1 protein-coding gene is annotated in these 514 nt (G+C 52.9%); it reads right to left on the bottom strand.

What is annotated here, in order from left to right:
- Window positions 1-211: 211 nt before the first annotated feature.
- Complete coding sequence (locus P5674_RS25825) at window positions 212-481, bottom strand: hypothetical protein (protein WP_315670485.1); 270 nt, start codon at window positions 479-481, stop codon at window positions 212-214.
- Window positions 482-514: the final 33 nt, after the last annotated feature.

The following is a 514-nucleotide window of genomic DNA, read 5'->3' as shown; positions in this document are numbered from 1 at the left end:
CTCTGTTGTTTGATGATTCGTTCGGTTTCCCGGAAGCGGCGATCGCTTTCTTGGGACTGTTCCCGGAAGCGGCGATCGCTTTCTTGGGATTGTTCTTTGAGGAGTCGTTCAGTTTCCTTTTGGGCTTCTATGAGTTCTCCTAGCAGCCTCCAAACATCGTCAGCATTGGTGGTCATGGGGGTTGTCCTCTGGGTGATTTCAATCATCCATTTTAGCCACTTTCCACTATGCGATCGCTTTCTGGTAAGATGCGATCGCACTTCCGAAAGGCTAGGCGATACTTCTGGCGGGCACGCTGCGCGAACGCACTTCCGAGAATGTAGGCGATAGGTCGCACTTCCCAGAGGGTAGGCGATACTTCTGGCGGGCACGCTGCGCGATCGCACTTCTGAGGTAGGCGATAGGTCGCACTTCCCAGAGGGTAGGCGAACGCCAACTCTGGCTGTAATTTACCATTGCCGGGGACGGAATTTATCATCATTTAAAATCACGACGCTATCTCCTGACTGTGCCA

Source organism: Limnospira sp. PMC 289.06 (assembly GCF_032350395.1).
Taxonomy (GTDB): domain Bacteria; phylum Cyanobacteriota; class Cyanobacteriia; order Cyanobacteriales; family Microcoleaceae; genus Limnospira; species Limnospira platensis.
This window is presented reverse-complemented; position numbering and strand designations above follow the sequence as displayed.